Raw genomic sequence first — 18143 nt, forward strand, 5'->3', positions numbered from 1 at the left:
AAGCGACGAAGCAATCAGACTGTCTCCGCGGAGAGGTTCCGGATTGCTTCGATGCGCTCGCAATGACGGAGGAGAGGGCTGAAGTTCAGCTCAAAACACCTCGAAATACTCGCGTTGCTCCCAGTCCGTCACCTCGGACAGGAAGCGGTCGATCTCGGCGTTCTTGATGTGGGTGTAATAGTCGACGAACTCAGGCCCGAACTTGTCGCGGAAGAATGGATCGTCCTTCAGCGCGCTGACCGCATCGCGCAGTGATTTCGGCAGCAGCGGCGCCTTGGTCTCGTAGGGCGTGTCGGCCGACGGGCCCGGATCGAGCTTGCGGTCGACGCCGTCGAGGCCCGAGAGGATCTGCGAGGCCATGTAGAGATAGGGATTGGCGGCGGGCTCGCCGATGCGGTTCTCGAGGCGCGTCGCGGCATCATTGGCGCCGCCGAGCACGCGGATCATCACGCCGCGATTGTCGCGGCCCCAGATCGCGCGGTCCGGCGCCAGCGAATAGGAACGGTAGCGCTTGTAGCCGTTGATGGTCGGCGTGGTGAACACGGTCGATGCACGCGCGTGGTCGAGCAGGCCGGCGAGATAGGACTTGCCGAACGCGCTGAGCGGTTCGCCGCCGTCCTTCGTCATGAATTGGTTTTCACCGGTCGCCCGCGATACGATCGACTGGTGCAGATGCCAGCCGCTTGCGAACACATTCGGCAATTTCGGCCGGCACATGAAGGTGGCGTGATAGCCATGGCGGCGCGCGATCTGCTTCACGGCAGAACGAAACAGCACCATGTTGTCGGCGGGCTCCAGCCCCTTCTTCGGCGCGAAGGTGAATTCGCACTGGCTCGGGCCGAACTCGACCTCGACCGAGCGCAACGGGAGCCCGAGCGCGATGATGTCGCGCCGCAGGATCTCCAGCACCGGCTCCATCTGATCGAAGCGCTGCTCGGTGAGATATTGATAGCCGTGGCTGAGCAGGCTCACCGACGGCGGCACGCCCGGCTGTCCCGCGTCCTCGGGCCGCATATGCGCATCGTCGAGCTTGAAGATGTGGAATTCGACTTCGAGCCCCGCGACGAAGTCGTGACCGCGGCTGGCGAGTTCGTCCAGCGCCTTGCGATAGAGCGAACGCGTCGCGAACGGCACTGGGCGGCCGTCGGCAAAATGAAGGTCGCACAGCACCCAGCCCGTGGTCGGTGCCCACGGCAAGACGCGAAACGTGGTGGGGTCAGCGACCATCAGCACGTCGGCCGCGCCCTCCATCTCCTTCATGCCGAAGCCGCCGCCGGCGGTGAACACCGGAAACACCGTGCGGTGCGAGGTGTCCTTGGCCAGCATGGTGGTAGTGATGGAGCAGCCGCTCTCCAGCGAAGCGATCGCCTCCGAGGCGATGATGGTCTTGCCGCGCAGGATGCCGTGCTGGTCGGGGAAGGCGAGGCGAATGACTTCGAGGTTCTTCTCCTCGACGATGCGCCGCATGCGCGCTGCGGCGTCTTTCTGCTCATCCGACCACAGCGCATGACGCGCGACGAAAGTCACTATGGTTGCTCCTCAATCCACGCTGCTCGACGTGAGCAAAACACTTGCCACATTCTCCGTCATTGCGAGAAGCGAAGCGACGAAGCCATCCAGCGTCTTTCTGGAGAGGCAGTCTGGATTGCTTCGCTTCGCTCGCAATGACGTGGAGGGAATTTCGCTTTACTCCGCCGCCGTCAGCCGGTGTACGTTGTCCGCGATCTCCTTCGGGACCGGTGCGGCCCAAGGAGCGCCACGGCGGCGCTTGACGTCGACTTCCATCCAGTAGAGCTCCCAACCCTGAGTCGGCCCGATGCCGTCCATGGTGGCCGGTCCCTGAATGCTGCGTGCCCTGCTCTCATCCAGAAACAGCATCGGCTTCTCGCCGCCGCCGACCTTCTCGATCTCCTGCCGCAGCAGGCGGCGATATTGCACGATCGCCTTGTCGCTCGAGCCGAGATGCTCCTGGGTGCGGTCCTGGATCGCGCCCATCGATTCAACCGCCCATTGGTCGTGCACGTTGATGTCGTTGCCCATGCCGGTATAGGTCGCGGTCTGCTGCTCGTGCGGATCGAAACCGTAGTCGTTGGCTCGGTTCTTGCGCGATTTGTAATCCGGCAGCTCATAGAGCTCGAGCCGCTGGTCGCGCATCTTCTGCTTGTCGACCGGGTTCGAATAGCTGGTGAAGATCGCGTACCAGTAGCAGTTCTCGTCGTCGACCGGCACGTGCCACTGCGTGATCGTCATCTCCGTGCTCATGGGAATGACGAACGCATGCGGAAAGAGCTGGTTGGTGACGCGCACATGGGTGCGCTCCTCGTCGATCTCGCGCAGCGCGATCAGACGCATGCCGTATTCGGTGTGCTCGACATTGATGATCGGGCGGTCATATTCGCGCAGGATCTTCGTCATCGGCAGGTCGGAGCCGGCGGAAGCGCCGCGGAATTGCTTGCCGTAGGCGGTGGAGGTGTCCTCGTCCTCGAAGAAGCGGTGCAGGTAGGAGGCGTGCGCGGGATCGATGCCGACCTCGAGGGCCTGCAGCCAGTTGCAGGCCATGTGGCCCTTGAACGCAAAGGTGTGAGTACCGGGAGCGACGAAACAGTCGAGCTCCGGAAATGCCGGCGGCTCGCCTTCGCCGAGATAGGCCCAGAGGATGCCGCTCTTTTCGACCACGGGATAGGAGCGCTGCCTGATGTTCTGGCAGAGTTTCGAGTCCTTCGGCTCGGCCGGCGTCTCGATGCATTGGCCGGTGGCGTCGAACAGCCAGCCATGGAAGGCGCAGCGCAGGCCGCCATGCTCGAGCCGTCCGAAGGCGAGGTCGGCGCCGCGATGCGCGCAATGGCGGTCGATGAGGCCATAGCGACCGGTCTCGTCGCGGAACAGCACCAGGTTCTCGCCGAGCAGCCTGACGGGACGGATCGGCCGCTCGCCTTGCAACTCATCCACCAGCGCCGCCGGCTGCCAGTAGCTCCGCATCAGCTTGCCGCAGGGATCCCTGGGCCCGGTGCGGGTGATCAGGTCGTTCTGCTCCTGGCTCATCATGGCGGGTGCATCCTTGCGTGGAATGGCGCTTGTTCGCCTATTGAACGAATGTGCGAATTATGACATGCCTTGAACCGGCAGCAAGCACTATTTTGCAGGATTGTCCCCGACATGCCCAAGCTGAAGCGGAGCGAGACTGACGAGCGTGCGACGGATTTCGTCGAGGCGCTCGATCGCGGCCTGCGCCTGCTGCAATGCTTCGGCACCAATGCAGGCCCGATGACGCTGAGCGATCTCGCGCGCGCAGCGGATCTGCCGCGCGCGACCGCCCGGCGCATGCTGTTCACGCTGCAACGCGGCGGCTACGTCTCCGGCGACGGCAAACTTTTCTCGCTGACGCCGCATGTGCTGACGCTGGCGGCGTCCTATCTGCGCTCCAATCAGCTCGTCACTGTCCTGCAACCGGTGCTCGATCGTGTCGCGATCGCGGCAAACGAAATCTCCTCGCTCGCGGTGCTCGATGGCGACGAGGTCGTCTTCGTCGCCCGCAGCAGTCCGGCGCGGATGTTTTCCGGTGGGCTCGAAATCGGCTACCGGCTGCCCGCCTTCTGCACCTCCGTCGGCCGCGCCATGCTCGGCCAGTTCGATGATGCCGATCTCGCGGCGCGCCTGAAGAAGATGACGCGCGAGGCGTTGACGCCGCAAACCGAGACCAATCCCAAGACGCTGCTTTCGCGCATCGCTGGCGATCGGGCCCAGGGTTATTCGCTGGTCGATCGCGAAGCCGAGCCGCATTTCCGCTCGATCTCGGTTCCGGTGCGTCGTTACGACAATGTGATCGTGGCCGCGATCAACATGGGCGCCCATGTCGACCGCGTGCCGACGCAGGAATTGATCGAACGTTTTCTGCCGCTGCTGCGCGACGCCGCGGAATCCGTGCGTTCGCAATTGCTGTGAGCTAGCTGCCCGCGCGCACAGGTCGCGGTGCGCCAGCGTGCTCGCTGTGTCACAAGGCAAAAATGCCGCATGAAACACCTCTCATCGCCACCATTGTCGTCGGACTTGGACTAGCCTTCGTATTCGGAACCATCGCACAGCGGTTCCGCATACCGCCGTTGGTCGGATATCTCATCGCCGGAGTCGCGGTCGGTCCGTTCACGCCGGGCTTCGTCGCCGACCAGGCGCTTGCCACCGAACTCGCCGAGCTCGGCATTATCCTGCTGATGTTCGGCGTCGGCCTGCATTTCTCGCTGCAGGATTTGCTGTCGGTGCGGAAGATCGCCGTGCCCGGCGCCGTCGTGCAGATCGCGGCTGCGACATTGATGGGACTTGGCCTTGCATGGCTGATGGGCTGGAGCATCCCGGCGGGGCTGGTGTTCGGCCTTGCGCTATCGGTGGCAAGCACAGTCGTACTGCTTCGCGCGCTCCAGGAGCGCCGCCTGATGGAGACCGATCGCGGACGCATCGCGGTCGGCTGGCTGATCGTCGAGGACCTCGCGATGGTGCTCGTGCTGGTGCTGTTTCCCGCGATCGCGAGCCTGCAGGGCGGCACCGAGGGCAAGCCGGCATTCGAGCCGCTCGCGGCACAGGCCGGCTTCGGGCTCGCCGGAATCGTGGTGCTGACCCTCGTCAAGATCGTCGTGTTCATCGGCCTGATGCTGGTCGTGGGTCGCCGGGTGATCCCGTGGATCCTGCACTATATCGCCCATACCGGCTCGCGCGAATTGTTCCGTCTCGCCGTGCTCGCGATCGCGCTGTGCGTCGCGTTCGGCGCGACCAAGCTGTTCGACGTCTCGCTGGCGCTCGGCGCGTTCTTCGCCGGCATGATGCTGCGGGAATCGCCGCTCAGTGCGCGCGCCGCGCAGGAATCGTTGCCGCTGCGCGATGCCTTCGCCGTGCTGTTCTTCGTCTCGGTCGGCATGATGTTCGATCCGATGAGCGTGGTCCGCGAGCCCTGGCCGCTGCTGGCCACCCTCGCGATCATCATGCTGGGCAAATCCCTCGCGGCCTATTTGATCGTGGTGATTTTCCGCCACCCCGTCGCCACTGCGCTGACGATCTCGGCGAGCCTGTCGCAGATCGGCGAGTTCTCCTTCATCCTGGCAGAGCTCGGCGTCGCCTCGCAGATCCTGCCCAAGGAGGGCCGCGACCTGATCATGGCGGGTGCGATCCTCTCCATCATGCTCAACCCGCTGATGTTCGCCGCCGCGACCTGGCTAGCGCCGCGTCTCGACCCGCGGCGCGAGGAACCTGCAGTCCCAGATGCTGTCACCGAGGCGATCCGAACCACGGAATTGACGGATCATACGATCGTGATCGGCTATGGCCGCGTCGGTGCGCTCGTCGGTGATGCGCTGACGCAGCGGCAGCTGCCGTTCCTCGTGGCCGAGGTCGGAGAGAGCCTGCTGGCGAAGCTGAAGCAGAGCGGCATCGAGACCGTCATGGGCAACGCTGCCCAGCCCGAAATTTTCGGCGCCACCAATCCGTCACGGGCACGGCATCTCGTGATCGCGATTCCCGAAGCGTTCGAGGCGGGACAGATCGTGCAGCAGGCGCGCGCGGCCAATCCGGATATCCGCATCATCGCGCGGGCGCACGCGGATGCCGAGGTCGACCATCTCAAGGGGCTTGGGGCTGATGTCGTCATCATGGGCGAGCGGGAAATCGCGCGCGGCATGATCGAGGAGCTGGAGAGGAGGGTTCCGGATGCTACCCAGGAAAATCCCCGGACACTCGCGGTCGGTTCGGTCGTTTGACCTGATCACGCCGACGGGAAGGACGTACCGGTTTCCGCCGCCGACCTTGCGGCAGCGGATCTTGCAGTGGGGTATCGCACATGCGGAGACGCTGGCGATCTCCGCGGCGATCATGGCGCTGATCTATGTCGCGGGCTTTGCAGCCGAGGCGCTGGATCGGTCGGTGCTCGACGCGTGCAACGATCGGGTTGGGATGCAGAAGGCGTAACCTGCCTGCACACCGTGCTTTAACGCTCCGCCGCCTCGCGCTCCATGTCGCGTCCCGACAGATCCTCGCCCTGCATGTTGGCGTAATCCCGCGCCATCTCGCGCATCAGAAATTTCGCCGGCACGTCGTGATAGGTGCCGCGGTCGTTGACATATTGCATGTAGGCGCGGCCTTCGCCGTCGAAGGGATGCAGCAGCGCATCGGTGTGGCCGTCGAAATCGAGCGGCGCCACGCCGACCTTGGCGCAGAGCGTCGCGTTGAACGTCGGCGTCGCCTTGCGCCAGGCGTCGTCCACGTACACCTCCGTAAAGCCGTGCCAGGTGAAGATGTCCGTGCCCATGCTCGCGCGCAGCTTTTCTGTGGTGAGATGGTTCTTCACGTCGGCAAAGCCGACGCGCGCGGGAATGCCGTGGACGCGGCAGGCGGCGGCATAGAGCGAGGCCTTGCCGACGCAATAGCCCTGGCCTGCGGCGAGCACGCTCGACGCGCGAAAGGTCTCGGCGAGGCGCATGCTCACATAGGGGTTGTAGCGGATGCCGTCGCGCACCGCCTTGTAGAGCCGGCTGGCCTTCTCGCGCGCGCTCGCATCCGCGCGCACCGTGGTCTCGGCGAATTCCTGCACGGCAGGATGATCGCTGTCGATGTACTCGCCGGGATCGGTGTAGAGGCGGCGGATGGTGTCAGGGAGGATCTCGGCCATGCCGGCAAGTCTAGCCCGGCGGGACGCGATGTCTACGCGGTGTCGTCGTCCATGCCTGAATGCCAGCGTTGCGCATCTCGGTGACCTGCGGTCAGTCAGCCCGGCAGAGGATCCTCGCCGACCTTGGGCCAATAAGTACCGAAACTCCATAGGCCGCCTTCGGGATCGCGCGCTGCAAAATCCCGGCTGCCGTAATCGGTCTCGTACAATTCCATTTCGATCGGAGCCCCGGACGCCTTTACCCTGGCGTAGAGCGCATCGGGATCGTCGACGGCCAGATATACAGAATCGGTTCTGCGGCCTTCCAGCTCTCCGACGCGCTTACCATAGGCGTCTGGCCGGTCCGCCCCCAGCATCAGGATCGACGACCCGAACGACAATTCGGCATGCACAACGACGTTGTCGCGCCGGTAAATCACGCGTTCCCTAAAGCCGAGAACGTCCTTCAGCCACGAGATCATCGATTCGGCATTCTTGCAGCGCAGGGTATGATACAGCCGTGGCGCTTCAGTCCCTATCGGGTTGGACATGGTGTCTCCTGGGGTTGCTCATTCCCCTTAAATTGCCCGCCCACCGAATTCTTGAAGATTTGGGACATTGCCTCTCATCCGCCGGCCTCTCGCATGAGGCGGTGGTCCGCGATGGCCAGCCGTGCCGCCCACTCGGTGGGTTTTTCGCCGCTGAACTCTCTAAAATCGCGGGCGAGATGCGCCTGATCGGCGAAGCCCGCTTCGAGCGCGACCCCAGCCCATCCGAACGCACTGCCCTCGCGCGCCAGCGTGCAGGCGCGGTGAAAGCGCAGCATGCGCGCCAGCGTCTTCGGTGAAAGGCCGATCTCGTTGTGGAACCGGCGCGACAGATGCTTGCGGCTCCAGCCAACGTCCGTGGCGATGTCAGAGATCCGGGCCGCGCCCGCGCTGCGCCATAGCTGTTGGATGGCCGCAGCGATCTCCGGCGAGGGCTCGTTCACCGTCCGCCCGATCACGAACGTCTCGATGATCTCCCAGCGCTGTTGCCAATCCGGTGCGTCCGTAATCCTTGCACTGAGGTCCCGGCCGTCCCGGCCCAGCAAATCCCCGAGGTCGACCATTCGCGCCGTCAGATCAGGCATCGCGCCGCCAAAGAAGCGGTAGGCGCCGAGCGGCGTGAAGTCGATCTGGATGCACATGGCACGGCCGTCCGATTCGATCTGGACCGGTCCGGGGAAAAGCCCTGCGGCAAAGCTTGGCCGCGCATCCGATAGGTCGGGCTCGCGGCCGAGCGCGATCCGGAATGGATTTCCGAGGTTGATGAGCAGGGGAAGAGATAAGGGCGCCGCGTGCCGAAAATTGATCAGGCCAAGCCCGCGCTCGCGATAGCAGGAAATCGACGAGACGATGTGCGCCAGATGCGCAGGGACAGGCCGCCTGATGACGTCCGGCGTCGTGGTCGCGTCCATCGAGAGTGTCTCCGTGACGGAGCGCAGCTTAGCCCGACGGTGTGATCGCACCAAGAGTGGGAGCCCGACCTATTGCCGGTTGCGCATCCAGTCGGCGAGGCCCGACAGCGCCTTGTCGAGGTCCTGGCGCGCGGCGGCATCGGTCACCGTCTCCTCCATGGCGCCGCGCATGCACAGCATCCAGGCGTCGCGCTCGGCATCGCCGATGGCGAAGCCGAGGTGGCGCTGTCGCAGTCGCGGATGGCCCTTCTCAGGCGAATAGAGGCGCGGCCCGCCGGTCCACTCGGTGAGATAGCGCTTCAACACGTCGCGGATCAGGCCCAGATCGTCCGCGTGCATCGCGCGAATGACCTTGGCTTCCGGCAAAGTTTCCATCCGGTCGTAGAACCGGTCAACGAGGGCGTCGATCGTGGCGCGGCCGCCGATCCGCTCGAACATGGAAATGGTGACGTCGCTGTCGGTCATCTCTACAGCGCCACGCTGCGCAGCCCGAAACTGCGGGCTTCGTTCTGCAGCACCGGGCGCACCGCATCAATCAGCCGCGCTGCTGCGGCATCGACGGAAAGACCCGCCGTATCCACCACAGCCGTCGCGCGCGAATACAGCGGCTCGCGGCTCAGCAAAATGTTGCGCAGCTCGGCCATCGCGGAGCGGTCGTCGGCCATCGGGCGCAGATCGCCCTGGCGACGGACGCGGGCCATGTGCTCTTCGGGCTCGGCCTTCAGCCAGATCGTGTAGAACGAGCTCAGGATCTGGTCGAAGGTCAAGGGCTCGGAGACGATACCGCCGCCGGTCGCCAGCACCATCAGTTCGTTGCGGGCGAGCAGCTGCTGCAGAGCCGCCTGCTCCATGCGGCGAAAGCCTTCCTGGCCGTACAGCGCGATGATCTCGGCGACCGAGAGCCCGTTCTGCTGCTCGACCTCCTTGTTGAGCTCGACGAAGCTCCAGCCGACTTTCTTCGCCAAAATCTTGCCGAGTGTGGATTTGCCGGCGCCGCGCAGGCCGATCAGCGCGATGCCGCAGAACGGCGCGCGCCGGGGCGCGGTGGCGCTGCCGCCAGCGAGCAGATCCTTGGCTTGCGCGATCTGGGCAGGCGTGGCCTTGCGCAGGAGATCGCGAAACATCTGCCAGTCCGGCGTCGGATCGGCGCTTGGCAACAGATCCTCGAGATGCGCGCCCATCGCGTCGGAGACGCGGCGCAACAGCACGATGGAGACGTTGCCCTTGCCGCCCTCGAGCTGCGCGATGTAGCGCTCCGAAATCCCCGAGACCTTGGCAAGCACCTTGCGCGACATGCCGCGCAGTGCGCGCATGGTGCGCACACGCTGGCCGAGTTGTTCGAGGAATTGGGATTCGGCGTCGGGACTGTCGGTCATGATCCTTCTTACGGGTGTCCTCTTGAAGGAAGTCCTGCGGCGCGCTTTAATGAAACATAGTGCCTGCTGGCATTGACAGCAAGCCGCCGCGGTGTCTTTCTATGAATTATAATTCTAAAATTCGGGGGAGAAGTCCGTGAGCGAGGGATCCTACAACGCGGTGACCTGGCTGCTCGACCGTAACGTCGGGGAGGGCCGGGGCAACAAGCTCGCCTTCGACGACACCGTCTCGCGGCTTACCTATGGCGAACTCCAGCAGCAGAGCTGCCGCGCCGCCAACATGCTGCGCCGGCTCGGCGTCCGCCGCGAGGAGCGCGTGGCGATGATCATGCTCGATACGGTCGATTTTCCGGTGGTGTTCCTGGGCGCGATCCGCGCCGGTATCGTGCCGGTGCCGCTCAACACGCTGCTGACTGCGGACCAGTACGCCTACATCCTCGCCGACTGCCGCGCGCGCGTGCTGTTCGTCTCCGAGGCGCTCTATCCCGTCATCAAGGACGTCGTCGGCCGCATGCCCGATCTCGAGCATGTCATCGTCTCCGGTGCCAAGCAGAACGGCCACAAGCAGCTCACTGAGGAGCTCGCGGGCGAGAGCGACCAGTTCGCGACCGCCGCGACGCATCCGGACGAGCCGGCGTTCTGGCTCTACTCGTCGGGCTCGACCGGCATGCCCAAGGGCGTGCGCCACATCCATTCGAACTTGCAGGCGACCGCGGACACCTACGCCAAGCAGGTGCTGGGCATCCGCGAGAGTGATGTCTGTCTCTCCGCCGCAAAACTGTTCTTCGCCTATGGGCTCGGCAACGCGCTGACCTTCCCGATGTCGGTCGGGGCCAGCGTGATCCTCAACAGCGAGCGGCCGACGCCGGCGCGCATGTTCGATTTGATGAACCGCTACAAGCCGTCGATCTTCTACGGCGTGCCGACCCTGTTTGCGGCGATGCTCAACGACGAGAGCATGAAGGCGGAGCGCGGCGGCGGCGCCTTGCGCATCTGCACCTCGGCCGGCGAGGCGCTGCCGGAATCCGTCGGCACCAGCTGGAAGGCGCGCTTCGGCGTCGACATTCTCGACGGCGTCGGCTCGACCGAGCTGCTGCACATCTTCCTGTCGAACGCGCCCGGCGACATCAAATACGGCTGCTCCGGCAAGCCCGTGCCGGGTTACGCGGTGCGGCTCGTGAACGAGGCCGGCCAGGACGTCGCCGACGGCGAGGTCGGTGAGCTCCTGGTCGATGCGCCCTCGGCCGGCGAGGGCTACTGGAATCAGCGCCACAAGAGCCGCCGCACCTTCGAGGGACCGTGGACCCGCACGGGTGACAAATATGTCCGCGACGCAGAAGGCCGCTACACGTTCTGCGGCCGCGCCGACGACATGTTCAAGGTCTCCGGCATCTGGGTCTCGCCCTTCGAGGTCGAGAGCGCGCTGATCACCCATCCCGCCGTTCTGGAAGCCGCCGTCGTGCCTGAGGCCGATCCGGAAGGCTTGCTGAAGCCGAAGGCCTTCGTCGTGCTGCGCCCGGGCGCGTCCACGACGGAGCTGCAGGAAATGCTGAAGGAGCACGTCAAGCAGAAGATCGGCCCGTGGAAATATCCGCGCTGGATCGACGTGGTGGAGTCCTTGCCGAAGACGGCGACGGGGAAGATCCAGCGGTTCAAGCTGCGGGAAGGGGCGCAATAGTTGACCATGTGCAACAGGCCGTCATGGCCGGGCTTGACCCGGCCATCCACGCGCTGCTGCGGTTGACGAAAGACGTGGATGCCCGGGCATAGGCGAGCGGAAGCGACGCCGTCCTTCAGACGGCTACGCCCGGGCATGACGGCGGAGAGACAAGAGCAATAGCATGACCAATCTCACACCTACCGGCTTCCTCACCATCGGCAGCGCCAGCCTCGAATACAAATGGCTCGCCCCCGCATCCGCCGATGCGCCGACCATCGTCATGCTGCATGAAGGCCTCGGCTGCGTCGGCCTCTGGGGCGATTTCCCGGAGAAGCTGCAACAAGCCACAGGCGCCGGCATCTTCGCCTATTCGCGCGCGGGCTACGGTCAGTCGAGCCCGGTGACATTGCCGCGGCCGCTCGACTACATGCAGCGCGAGGCGTTGGATTTGCTGCCGAAGCTGCTCGACGCGATCGGCTTCAGGCGCGGCCTGCTGCTCGGCCATTCCGACGGCGCCTCGATCGCGACGATCTATGCCGGCGCGCATCAGGACCACCGCCTGCAGGGACTCGTGCTCCTCGCTCCGCATTTCATCGTCGAGGACATCTCGGTGACATCCATCGCCGCGATCAAGGCCACCTACGAGACCACCGACCTCAAGACAAAGCTGGCGCGCTGGCACAAGGATGTCGACAACGCCTTTTACGGCTGGAACGGGGCCTGGCTCGATCCGAAATTCCGCGACTGGGACATCTCGGAATATCTGGCCTATATCCGCGTTCCCATCATGATCCTGCAGGGTGCAGGCGACCAATATGGGACACTGCGTCAGGTCGAAATTGCGCAGGAAGAGTGCTACTGTCCGGTCGATATTAAAGTCATTTCAGACGCGGGCCATTCCCCGCATCGTGAAGCGCCGGGGGCGACGCTTGACGCGATTGAGCAATTTGCAAGAGCGGCCCTGCGCGACGATCAGGGACTTCAGGGACGCGCCGCATGACCATGCGGAGGCACATCCATGAATGTGCCTTCACATGTGACCGGCCCATTGCCGTGGCCGCAATGGGCCTATGTGCCGGGCGGGACCGGCGGCATCGAGGCCGATGACGAGACGCTTGGTTTGGCCAAGGCGCTGGTGCCCTCGGCCTTTCGCGGCTACGTGCCGGCCCGCCACCCGGCGCTGCGCTACGGGCTCGCGCTCAACGACCGCGGCTATTTCTGGGAAGCGCAGGAGGTGCTGGAGACGGTCTGGGCCGCAGCCCCGCAGAGCGGCCGCGAGCGCATCCTGCTGCGCGCCTGCATCCTTATCGCCAATGCCAATCTGCGGCTGCGCATGCAGAAGGCGCATTCGGCCGCGCGCCTGTTCGGCGACGCGCTTGCGGAGCTGACGTCGCTCACCTCGCGCAAGGCGGCGCCGGCCGGCGATGGTTTTGTCGAGAGCTTTCCGGTTGCCGCCGTGGTGGCGCTGCTCCAGGCCAAGATCGGCCGCCCGCAGCTCTCGAAGGCTGACTGGATCGCGCTTGGCGCGATTGTGCGGTCCCAGCCGATTGCATGAAACAAAGTGCATGTGGACGCAGTTGAGGGGTGGACGCATGTTAAAAGATGCACTATTGTGCATCTAACGCTAAACCAAAACGAGCTCAAGGGTGGCCCATGGCCGGGGAAGATCGGCGCCTCGCAGGCGGCGCGACATTCATCGATTTCCAGACCGAACCCTCCCGCTACAAGCATTGGAAGCTCGCGGTCGAGGGTGACGTCGCGACGCTGACCATGGATGTCGACGAGAACGGCGGCCTGTTCGAGGGCTATCTGCTCAAGCTCAATTCCTATGATCTCGGCGTCGACATCGAGCTTGCGGATGCCGTGCAGCGCCTGCGCTTCGAGCATCCGGAAGTGAAGGTCGTGCTGCTGCGCTCGGCCAAGAACCGCGTGTTCTGCGCCGGCGCCAACATCCGCATGCTCGCGGGCTCCACGCACGCCCACAAGGTCAATTTCTGCAAGTTCACCAACGAGACCCGCAACGGCATGGAGGATTCGTCGGAGAATTCCGGCCAGCGCTTCATCACCGTGGTGAACGGCTCGGCCGCCGGCGGCGGCTACGAGCTGGCGCTCGCGACCGATCACATCATCCTCGCCGACGACGGTTCGTCCGCCGTCGCGCTGCCCGAAGTGCCGCTGCTCGCGGTGCTGCCGGGCACCGGCGGTCTCACCCGCGTCGTCGACAAGCGCAAGGTGCGTCGCGACCATGCCGATTTCTTCTGCACCATCGAGGAAGGCGTGAAGGGCAAGCGCGCCGTGCAATGGCGCCTGGTCGACGAGATCGTGCCGAACAGCAAGCTCGAAGGCAAGATCGCCGAGCGCGCCAAGGAGTTCGCGGATCAATCGAAGCGCAAGGGCAGCGGCAAGGGCATTACGCTCTCCCCACTCAAGCGCGTCATCGACGAGACCAGCATCCGCTACGAGTTCGTCACGGTCGATATCGATCGCACGGCCCGCATCGCCACCATCTCGATCAAGGCACCGGAGACCGCCGCACCCGCCGACATCGACGGCATGATGGCGCTGGGCGCGTCGTTCTGGCCGCTTCAGGTTGCGCGCGAGCTCGACGATGCCATTCTTCACTTGCGCATCAACGAGCTCGAGATCGCGATGCTGGTGTTCAAGAGCCATGGCGACCGCGCCCATGTGCTCGCGCACGATGCGTTCCTCGAAGCCAACAAGGCGCATTGGCTGGTCAACGAAATCAGGCATTACTGGAAGCGCGTGCTCAAGCGCATCGACGTCACCTCGCGCACGCTGGTGACGCTGGTCGAGCCCGGCTCCTGCTTCGCCGGCACGCTCGCCGAGCTCGTCTTCGCCGCCGACCGCTCCTACATGCTGATCGGCACGCGCCAGGGCGACAACCGCCCGCCGCCGTCGATCGAGCTCTCCGCGATGAATTTCGGCCCCTATCCGATGAGCCACGGCCTGACGCGGCTGCAATCGCGCTTCCAGGCCGATCCCGCCGATGTGGAGCGCGCGGAAGCGACGCTTGGCACCGCGCTCGACGCCGAGCCGGCCGAGGAGCTCGGCCTCGTCACCTTCGCCCTCGACGACATCGATTGGGACGACGAGGTCCGCGTGTTCCTCGAGGAACGCGCCAGCTTCTCGCCCGACAGCCTCACCGGCATGGAAGCGAGCCTGCGCTTCGTCGGCCCCGAGACGATGGAATCGAAAATCTTCTCGCGCCTGACCGCATGGCAGAACTGGATCTTCCAGCGCCCCAACGCCGTCGGCGAGGAAGGCGCGCTGCGCCGCTACGGCAGCGGCCAGAAGCCGAAATTCGACATGACGCGAGTGTGACGACGAACGTGTCCCGGGCGCGCTGCGGCATGCAATGCCGCAGCGCAGAACCGGGCCCCATAGTGGACCGAACATAGGTCCCGGCTCAGCAGCGCACCGCTTCGCGCTGCGCAGCGTCCGGGACAAGAACCCAAGGAGCACGGCCATGAACATGAACATCATGAACGTCGACTACTCGACCAAGATTCCGAACAACGTCAATCTCGCCGAAGACCGCCAGGTGCTGAAGGCGCTCGAAGGCTGGCATCCCGGCTACATGGACTGGTGGAGCGACATGGGGCCGGAAGGCTTTCAGGAGTCGCTGGTGTATTTGCGCACCGCTTACTCCGTCGATCCGCGCGGCTGGGCCAAGTTCGATTACGTCCGCATGCCCGACTATCGCTGGGGCATCCTGCTTGCGCCGCAGGAAGAAAACCGCGTCGTGCCGTTCGGCGAGCATTACGGTGAGCCGGCCTGGCAGGAAGTGCCCGGCGAGCATCGCGCCATGCTGCGCCGCCTGATCGTGATCCAGGGCGACACCGAGCCGGCCTCGGTCGAGCAGCAGCGCCATCTCGGCAAGACCGCGCCCTCGCTCTACGACATGCGCAATCTGTTCCAGGTCAATGTCGAGGAAGGCCGCCATCTCTGGGCGATGGTCTACCTGCTGCAGAAATATTTCGGCCGCGACGGCCGCGAGGAAGCAGATGATCTGCTGCGCCGCCGCTCCGGCGATGCGGACGCGCCGCGCATGCTTGGCGCCTTCAACGAGGCCACGCCGGACTGGCTGTCCTTCTTCATGTTCACTTATTTCACCGACCGCGACGGCAAGATGCAGCTGCACTCGCTCGCGCAGTCCGGCTTCGATCCGCTGTCGCGCACCTGCCGCTTCATGCTGACGGAAGAAGCCCACCACATGTTCGTCGGCGAGACCGGCATCACCCGCGTCGTGCAGCGCACCTGCGATGCCATGCGCGAGGCCGGCATCACCGATCCCACCGACATCGCCAAGGTCCGCGCGCTCGGGGTGATCGATCTTCCGACCATCCAGAAGAAGCTGAACCTGCACTACACGCTGTCGCTCGATCTGTTCGGCTCGGAGGTCTCGACCAACGCGGCCAACGCCTTCAACGCCGGCATCAAGGGCCGCTATCACGAGACCCAGATCGAGGACGATCACCAGCTCAAGAACGCCACCTATCCGGTGCTGAAGTTCATCGACGGCGAGATCAAGCTGGTCGACGAGCCGGCGCTGACCGCGCTCAACATGCGTCTGCGCGACGATTACAGCCAGGATTGCGTCAAGGGCCTGCTGCGCTGGAACAAGGTGATCACGACCGCGGGCTACGACTTCCAGCTTAAGCTGCCCAACGTCGCCTTCCACCGCCACATCGGTGAGTTCAAGAGCATCCATGCGACGCCGGATGGCCTCCTGATCGACGATGCCACTTGGGCGAAGCGCAAGGACGATTGGCTGCCCTCGACCGCCGACGGCGACTTCATCACCTCGCTGATGCAGCCCGTCACCGAAAGCGGCAAGTTCGCCTCGTGGATCTCACCGCCGAAGGTCGGCATCGACAACAAGCCCGGCGATTTCGAGTACGTGAAAATCGAGTCGTAAGACGATCGCCGGCTATGGCCGTCACCGATCGACGGATCATCAAACCAATCAAAACAAAGCCCCGCACGGTGCCGGGGCTTTGTTGTCCGAGAGAGCGTCTTTCGATCAGTAGCGGGCGACGACCGGGCCGCCGAAGCGGTAGTTGATGCGGGCGGTGACCACATCGACATCTTGACGGATGGTGTCGCTGCGCGAGGGGCCCGCAAACGGCGGCACAAAGTTGAAACTGATGTCGCGCTTGCCCATGAACAGGTGATTGTATTCGACCGCGAGCGACCAGTTCGGGGCGAAGCCAAATTCGATGCCGGTCCCAACGGCGGCACCCCACCGGGTCTCGCTCGCACGATCGAACACGGCGCCGGTCGGGATGTCGATACCCTCATACTTGTCGTGGGCGACAGCAGCGCCACCCTTCACGTACCAGAGGACGTTGTTCCAGGCGTAGCCGACCTGACCGGTGAACAGGCCGAAGGCGTCAACCTTGCTGCGGTTGATCTGGCCGAAGGGGGCGGGGAATACGAGGCTGGTATTGGACCCCGTGAAATTGGCCCAGTTGCCTTGCGCCTCGAGACCGAAAACCCAGTTGGTGGCCTGCCAGCGATAGCCGATCTGGCCACCGACCGTGCCGTCGGTCGCATCGTGGCATCCTTCGGTGGCGACCGGCCCGGGAACACCGAGCACGGAGAAATTGTCCCAGCACTTGCGGGCCCAGCCACCGCCGCCGTTGGCGCCGACATAGAAGCCGGTCCAGTTATAGACGGCAGCGACCGGGACCGGCGCCTTGGTGTAGGGCCGGGCTGCCAGATCCGCAGCAACAGCCGATCCAGTGAGTGCCGCCGAAATGGCGATTGTGGCGATTACCTTCATCGTATTGGCAACCCTGTCTTGCATCGCAAATTTGGTTCGAAGATTATTTGGTTTCAGGCAGATTGCTATCACCGGAACGACACAGTGAGTTCCAAAAGGGGGCTGCGGCGACCGACGAGAGCAGCCCTCGGTGGTGGCTGCTCGCCGCAATCGGCTTTCGGCGACGGAGACTCTGGTCAACCGCGCCATGAGACGGTTCTGGCCGGTGCTCGACATGCGCCCGCGCGACGACTGCGCCATACGAAGACTGTCATCGCCCGGCTTGATGTTTAGACCGGAGACATAGCTGACACCTGTTCGGACACATCACTGACAGGTTGGCCGTTGGTCAAGCCGGGGTACGACAGCGGCGTGTGGGCGCCGCCGCCTGCTTTCCATAATCCGCTGACGCGCTCCGCCTACCCCGCGATCTCCAGCCCCGCATTGGCGTACACCACGCCGCCATCGACCGCGATGGTGTTGCCGACCACGTAATCGCCCGCACGCGAGGCGAGATAGATCGCGACGCCCGCCATGTCCTCGTCGCTGCCGATGCGCCGCGCCGGAATCCGCTTTGCGACGTCGTCGGCGTGGTCCCGCGCGGCCCGGTTCATGTCGGATTTGAACGCCCCCGGCGCGATCGCGGTGACGTTGATGTTGTCCTTGACCAGCTTGGTCGCCATGCGCCGTGTCAGATGGATCACGGCGGCCTTGCTGGCGGCGTAGGAATAGGTCTCGCTGGGATTGACGAAGATGCCGTCGACCGAGGCGATGTTGATCACCTTCGCCGGCCGTTCGTGCGAGGCCGCCGCGCGCAGCGGTTTTGCCAGCGCCTTGGTCAGGAAGAACAGCGACTTGACGTTGAGGTCCATCACCTTGTCCCAGCCGCTTTCAGGGAATTCGTCGAACTCTGCGCCCCAGGCCGCACCCGCATTGTTGACGAGGATGTCGAGCTTCGGCTCCAGCTTGATGATCTCGGAAGCGAGCCTGTCGCAGCCTTCGACGGTCGAGATGTCGATCGGCAGCGCGATGCATTCGCCGTCATATTGCGCGCTGAGCTCCTTGGCGGTGGCCTCGCACGGGCCGGCCTTGCGCGCGGTGATGTAGACCTTTGCGGCGCCGGCGCTGAGAAATCCCGCCGCGATCATCTTGCCGATGCCGCGCGAGCCGCCGGTCACCAGCGCGACGCGGCCTTTGAGCGAGAACAGGTCGTTGAACATGGTGCCTCCCTTTGT

At 64.5% G+C, this 18143-nt stretch carries 17 protein-coding genes; 8 read left to right on the forward strand and 9 right to left on the reverse strand.

What is annotated here, in order from left to right; genetic code table 11:
* Positions 1 to 90: 90 nt before the first annotated feature.
* Positions 91 to 1527 (reverse strand): glutamine synthetase family protein, encoded by a 1437-nt coding sequence (locus C7G42_RS03310; protein WP_106947641.1) that lies wholly within the window; start codon positions 1525 to 1527, stop codon positions 91 to 93.
* Between the two features lie 159 nt (positions 1528 to 1686).
* Entirely contained in the window at positions 1687 to 3045 is a 1359-nt protein-coding gene (locus tag C7G42_RS03315; protein ID WP_106947642.1) for an aromatic ring-hydroxylating dioxygenase subunit alpha, read from the reverse strand.
* Between the two features lie 111 nt (positions 3046 to 3156).
* Between C7G42_RS03315 and C7G42_RS03320 the strand changes: the two genes are divergently transcribed.
* The 3 genes from C7G42_RS03320 (at position 3157) to C7G42_RS34965 (ending at position 5949) form a co-directional block, all read left to right on the forward strand.
* Positions 3157 to 3942: an IclR family transcriptional regulator domain-containing protein gene (locus tag C7G42_RS03320; RefSeq protein ID WP_106947643.1), complete on the forward strand. Its 786-nt coding sequence runs from the start codon at positions 3157 to 3159 to the stop codon at positions 3940 to 3942.
* 62 nt (positions 3943 to 4004) lie between these two features.
* Complete coding sequence (gene ybaL, locus C7G42_RS03325; RefSeq protein ID WP_106947644.1) at positions 4005 to 5741, forward strand: YbaL family putative K(+) efflux transporter; 1737 nt, start codon at positions 4005 to 4007, stop codon at positions 5739 to 5741.
* A 61-nt stretch (positions 5742 to 5802) separates the two neighbouring features.
* The gene (locus C7G42_RS34965; RefSeq protein ID WP_158537563.1) at positions 5803 to 5949 is read left to right on the forward strand and encodes a hypothetical protein; all 147 of its coding nucleotides are present in this window, start codon (positions 5803 to 5805) and stop codon (positions 5947 to 5949) included.
* 19 nt (positions 5950 to 5968) lie between these two features.
* Here C7G42_RS34965 and C7G42_RS03330 read toward each other — a convergent pair whose 3' ends face one another.
* From C7G42_RS03330 to C7G42_RS03350, 5 genes are all read right to left on the reverse strand, one after another.
* Positions 5969 to 6649: a transglutaminase-like domain-containing protein gene (locus C7G42_RS03330; protein ID WP_106947645.1), complete on the reverse strand. Its 681-nt coding sequence runs from the start codon at positions 6647 to 6649 to the stop codon at positions 5969 to 5971.
* Between the two features lie 95 nt (positions 6650 to 6744).
* Complete coding sequence (locus C7G42_RS03335; protein ID WP_106947646.1) at positions 6745 to 7179, reverse strand: VOC family protein; 435 nt, start codon at positions 7177 to 7179, stop codon at positions 6745 to 6747.
* A 74-nt stretch (positions 7180 to 7253) separates the two neighbouring features.
* Positions 7254 to 8087 carry a helix-turn-helix domain-containing protein gene (locus C7G42_RS03340; protein ID WP_106947647.1) on the reverse strand — a complete coding sequence of 278 codons (834 nt, stop codon included), beginning with the start codon at positions 8085 to 8087 and terminating at the stop codon, positions 7254 to 7256.
* Positions 8088 to 8156: 69 nt separating this feature from the next.
* Positions 8157 to 8552, reverse strand: a complete 396-nt coding sequence (locus C7G42_RS03345; RefSeq protein WP_106947648.1) for a group II truncated hemoglobin — start codon at positions 8550 to 8552, stop codon at positions 8157 to 8159.
* 2 nt (positions 8553 to 8554) lie between these two features.
* The gene (locus C7G42_RS03350; RefSeq protein WP_283809845.1) at positions 8555 to 9466 is read right to left on the reverse strand and encodes a helix-turn-helix transcriptional regulator; all 912 of its coding nucleotides are present in this window, start codon (positions 9464 to 9466) and stop codon (positions 8555 to 8557) included.
* Between the two features lie 133 nt (positions 9467 to 9599).
* Between C7G42_RS03350 and C7G42_RS03355 the strand changes: the two genes are divergently transcribed.
* The 5 genes from C7G42_RS03355 (at position 9600) to boxB (ending at position 16062) form a co-directional block, all read left to right on the forward strand.
* On the forward strand, positions 9600 to 11141 hold the full coding sequence (locus C7G42_RS03355; RefSeq protein ID WP_106947650.1) for a benzoate-CoA ligase family protein: 1542 nt from the start codon (positions 9600 to 9602) through the stop codon (positions 11139 to 11141).
* 163 nt (positions 11142 to 11304) lie between these two features.
* Complete coding sequence (locus C7G42_RS03360; RefSeq protein WP_106947651.1) at positions 11305 to 12123, forward strand: alpha/beta fold hydrolase; 819 nt, start codon at positions 11305 to 11307, stop codon at positions 12121 to 12123.
* Positions 12124 to 12141: 18 nt separating this feature from the next.
* Positions 12142 to 12678, forward strand: coding sequence for a DUF309 domain-containing protein (locus C7G42_RS03365; protein ID WP_106947652.1), 537 nt, complete (start codon positions 12142 to 12144; stop codon positions 12676 to 12678).
* A 98-nt stretch (positions 12679 to 12776) separates the two neighbouring features.
* Complete coding sequence (gene boxC, locus C7G42_RS03370) at positions 12777 to 14465, forward strand: 2,3-epoxybenzoyl-CoA dihydrolase (RefSeq protein ID WP_106947653.1); 1689 nt, start codon at positions 12777 to 12779, stop codon at positions 14463 to 14465.
* A gap of 145 nt (positions 14466 to 14610) precedes the next feature.
* A complete protein-coding gene (boxB, locus tag C7G42_RS03375) occupies positions 14611 to 16062 on the forward strand; it encodes a benzoyl-CoA 2,3-epoxidase subunit BoxB (RefSeq protein ID WP_106947654.1) in 1452 nt (483 codons plus the stop codon).
* Positions 16063 to 16167: 105 nt separating this feature from the next.
* On the opposite strand, the gene C7G42_RS03380 is transcribed toward boxB, so the two are convergent.
* Both C7G42_RS03380 and C7G42_RS03385 read right to left on the reverse strand, forming a co-directional pair.
* Positions 16168 to 16929, reverse strand: a complete 762-nt coding sequence (locus C7G42_RS03380; RefSeq protein ID WP_106947655.1) for an outer membrane protein — start codon at positions 16927 to 16929, stop codon at positions 16168 to 16170.
* 398 nt (positions 16930 to 17327) lie between these two features.
* Positions 17328 to 18128 carry an SDR family NAD(P)-dependent oxidoreductase gene (locus C7G42_RS03385; protein WP_106947656.1) on the reverse strand — a complete coding sequence of 267 codons (801 nt, stop codon included), beginning with the start codon at positions 18126 to 18128 and terminating at the stop codon, positions 17328 to 17330.
* Between the last annotated feature and the right edge of the window lie 15 nt (positions 18129 to 18143).

Source organism: Bradyrhizobium sp. MOS003, from assembly GCF_003020125.1.
Taxonomy (GTDB): Bacteria; Pseudomonadota; Alphaproteobacteria; order Rhizobiales; family Xanthobacteraceae; genus Bradyrhizobium.